Below are 2,566 nucleotides of genomic sequence, written 5' to 3'. Positions count from 1 at the left end.
TCAGTGTCACTGGTTTCGTCAACACCCAGCAACATGAAGCAGACCTGCCGTTGACTCAACTCATCCCCTCATTCCCCGGAATTGGGTGAAGAACCAAATATTCTGTCGCCATAGCCTGATACTGCCCATCACCGATGCGATCCTCGACCGGGCAGCCGATCTTTGGGGACTCGCGCACCGCCAGGGCGTTGCGCGCAACGACGCCGATCTGATCATCGCCGCCACGGCGCTCGAACACAGTCGAACGCTGGTGACAGGCAACGTCTCGCATTTCGAATGGATCGACGTGCTGACAATCCGCGACTGGCGAGAATCGTACATATAGTCCATGTACGGCCAGTGAAGCCAACCAACATCCTAAATCCGCGCCGGCTAGTTGCCTGACATGCAGGCGGCGTCGTCTCCCGTCAGGCAATTTGCCGGCGACCACTTGCGGCGTGCCGGAAAAAAATCGCCGCGCGGGTTGCCCGAGGTTCGTTGGAACGCCGCTATAGTAGTAGGGACATGCGTGTTCCCCGCCGCGTGCCGGATGGCGCCGGCGTGGTTTGGCGATGGTCGGCTACGCGAAATCTCAAGGGGGCGATATGACTCGGCAGATCGCGGGATCGGTGGGCAAGGGCGGGGTGAATCGGTTTGACGACGTGAAGGCGGTTCAATCGCTGTTGAATGCCAATCTCAGCCGGCTGATGCCTTTACAACGCTTGCCGGAGGATGGACGTTCCACGCCGGCCTTGATCGGCGCGATCGAGGAGTTTCAGCGCCGCGTGGCCAAATTCAATGTGGCCGACGGGCGAGTGGATCCCAACGGCCGGACCTTGGCCGCCTTGAATGCGAACGCCGCGCCGGGCGGACCGAATGGGAACGGCGCCCCAGGCGTGTTGAGCGGCGCCGCGGACCTGGAGACCGCGCTGGCGGAATTGAAGACAGAGGCCGCGAATTTCGGCGGCCGGTTCATTCAGGACGGCGCTGTCCGCCAGGGCTACATTCGGGAAACCGAGTTCGTGGCAAAAGTGATCCGTGAAGAGGTGCAACTGGGCCGGCTCACGCCCGCGCAGGGCGCGCAAGAAGCCAGTAAGATCCGTAACGCCATCATGGACGCGGCGCGCATCAACAGCAGCGATATCGGCCGGGCGCAGGCCGAGGCCCTGAAGGCGACGGGTAAGACGCTGCAGGAGTTGGAAGTCAAATATGCCAGCCAATTGTATAAGCGTGATTTCACGATGCTCTCCAAGTTGGAGAAGAACAAGGTCTGGCTGGAGATCGTCGATTCGTCAGGGCGACCTCGTCCGCAAGTCACCTTGCAGGCGGCGCGTTGGTCGAAGCTTGGTCGGGGATTGGTTTTCGTAAGTGCGGCGTTCGCGGTTTACAATGTCGCAACGGCCGAACAGCCGATGCGACAGGCGGCGAAAGAAAGTACGTCGCTCGGTGCGGGAATCCTAGGCGGCGCCGGGGGCGGTGCAGCGGCAGGCCTGCTCTGCGGACCTGGCGCCCCGGTCTGCGTTACGGTGGGCGTGTTCGTGGGAGGCGCCCTGGCGGCCTTTGGCGCCGACCTCACTTTCGAATGGCTGACGCCATAAACTGGCATGCATGAGATCCAATCCTTCGACGTGAAGCCGATCGCGGCGGCGACGCCGCGATCGTCGCTGACCTTCCAGGGACGCGCGACGGACTGCGAAGTCGATGGTTCCATACTGGAGCGCCAATACTCCGTCGGCGATCGTTACTTGCTGTTGCTGACCGAAGGCACGCCTCACGAGGAAGGCTTGCACCTTTACTTACTGACCTCGGAATTTCAGCTTTTGGATCAACTTGAACTGGGCGCGGCGTATGCGCCGGGAATCCTAAACAACGTCGCGTCCCCGGGGCCGCGCACGCTCATGTTCACTTTTTTCGCCGCGGAGACTTGGAAGTTGAAAGTGCTCGAATCACCACGCTGGGGCCTGAATTTGCCGTTCCGCCAGCCGATCCGGCGGCCGGTCGGATTGCCCAGCCGGCGTTGGCTCATGCTAGAGCGGCTCGACGACTGAAGGAGCCAAGCCCACGCTCATTGCCCAGGTTTTCCTTATCGAACTTCTCGCGACCATGGACGACCCCTACGACCTCCAACGCTTTGTCGACGCGCATGAGCAAGCGTACTCCAGCGCCATTGCCGAAATCCGCGCCGGGCGCAAGCGATCTCACTGGATGTGGTTTATCTTTCCACAATTCGCGGGGCTCGGCTCGAGCGCCATGTCCCAACGCTATGCGATCCGGAGCAGCCAAGAAGCGAAGGCCTACTTGCTGCACCCGCAACTGGGCGAACGACTGATCGCATGCGCCGAGTCGTTGCTGGCGCTTCACGGACTAACCTGCCAGCAGATTTTCGGCGCGCCGGACGACATGAAACTCCGTTCTTGCGCTACGCTTTTCGCGCAGGTCACCCCGGCCAACTCCGTGTTTGAGCAATTGCTCGACAAGTACTTCGGCGGAGCGCGCGACGAACAGACGTTGCAGCTGATGCGCAGCGACGCCCCGGCGGGCTAAACCGTCACACGAAGATTCTCACCCGATTCACCGACGCGTAAGC

The 2,566-nt window shown here is 61.4% G+C and carries 4 protein-coding genes; all 4 read left to right on the top strand.

Annotated features, from left to right (window positions below):
- Window positions 1-85 precede the first annotated feature (85 nt).
- The 4 genes from SGJ19_21155 to SGJ19_21140 all read left to right on the top strand — a co-directional run bounded on the left by SGJ19_21155 (window position 86) and on the right by SGJ19_21140 (window position 2,523).
- Window positions 86-325 carry a hypothetical protein gene (locus SGJ19_21155; GenBank protein ID MDZ4782763.1) on the top strand — a complete coding sequence of 80 codons (240 nt, stop codon included), beginning with the start codon at window positions 86-88 and terminating at the stop codon, window positions 323-325.
- Window positions 326-584: 259 nt separating this feature from the next.
- Window positions 585-1,577 carry a hypothetical protein gene (locus SGJ19_21150; protein ID MDZ4782762.1) on the top strand — a complete coding sequence of 331 codons (993 nt, stop codon included), beginning with the start codon at window positions 585-587 and terminating at the stop codon, window positions 1,575-1,577.
- Between the two features lie 6 nt (window positions 1,578-1,583).
- A complete protein-coding gene (locus SGJ19_21145) occupies window positions 1,584-2,027 on the top strand; it encodes a hypothetical protein (protein ID MDZ4782761.1) in 444 nt (147 codons plus the stop codon).
- Between the two features lie 55 nt (window positions 2,028-2,082).
- Entirely contained in the window at window positions 2,083-2,523 is a 441-nt protein-coding gene (locus SGJ19_21140) for a DUF1810 domain-containing protein (protein ID MDZ4782760.1), read from the top strand.
- Window positions 2,524-2,566: the final 43 nt, after the last annotated feature.

The sequence above is a fragment of the Planctomycetia bacterium genome (assembly GCA_034440135.1).
Classification (GTDB): domain Bacteria; phylum Planctomycetota; class Planctomycetia; order Pirellulales; family JALHLM01; genus JALHLM01.
Note: the sequence above shows the minus strand (reverse complement) of the source record. Positions and strands in the feature narration are given on the sequence as shown.

What these genes read in the sequence shown, in the direction of transcription:
- SGJ19_21140 (MDZ4782760.1), top strand. Translation starts at nt 2,083, where the DNA reads ATGGACGACCCCTACGACCTCCAACGCTTTGTCGACGCGCATGAGCAA.
- SGJ19_21150 (MDZ4782762.1), top strand. Translation starts at nt 585, where the DNA reads ATGACTCGGCAGATCGCGGGATCGGTGGGCAAGGGCGGGGTGAATCGG.
- SGJ19_21145 (MDZ4782761.1), top strand. Translation starts at nt 1,584, where the DNA reads ATGCATGAGATCCAATCCTTCGACGTGAAGCCGATCGCGGCGGCGACG.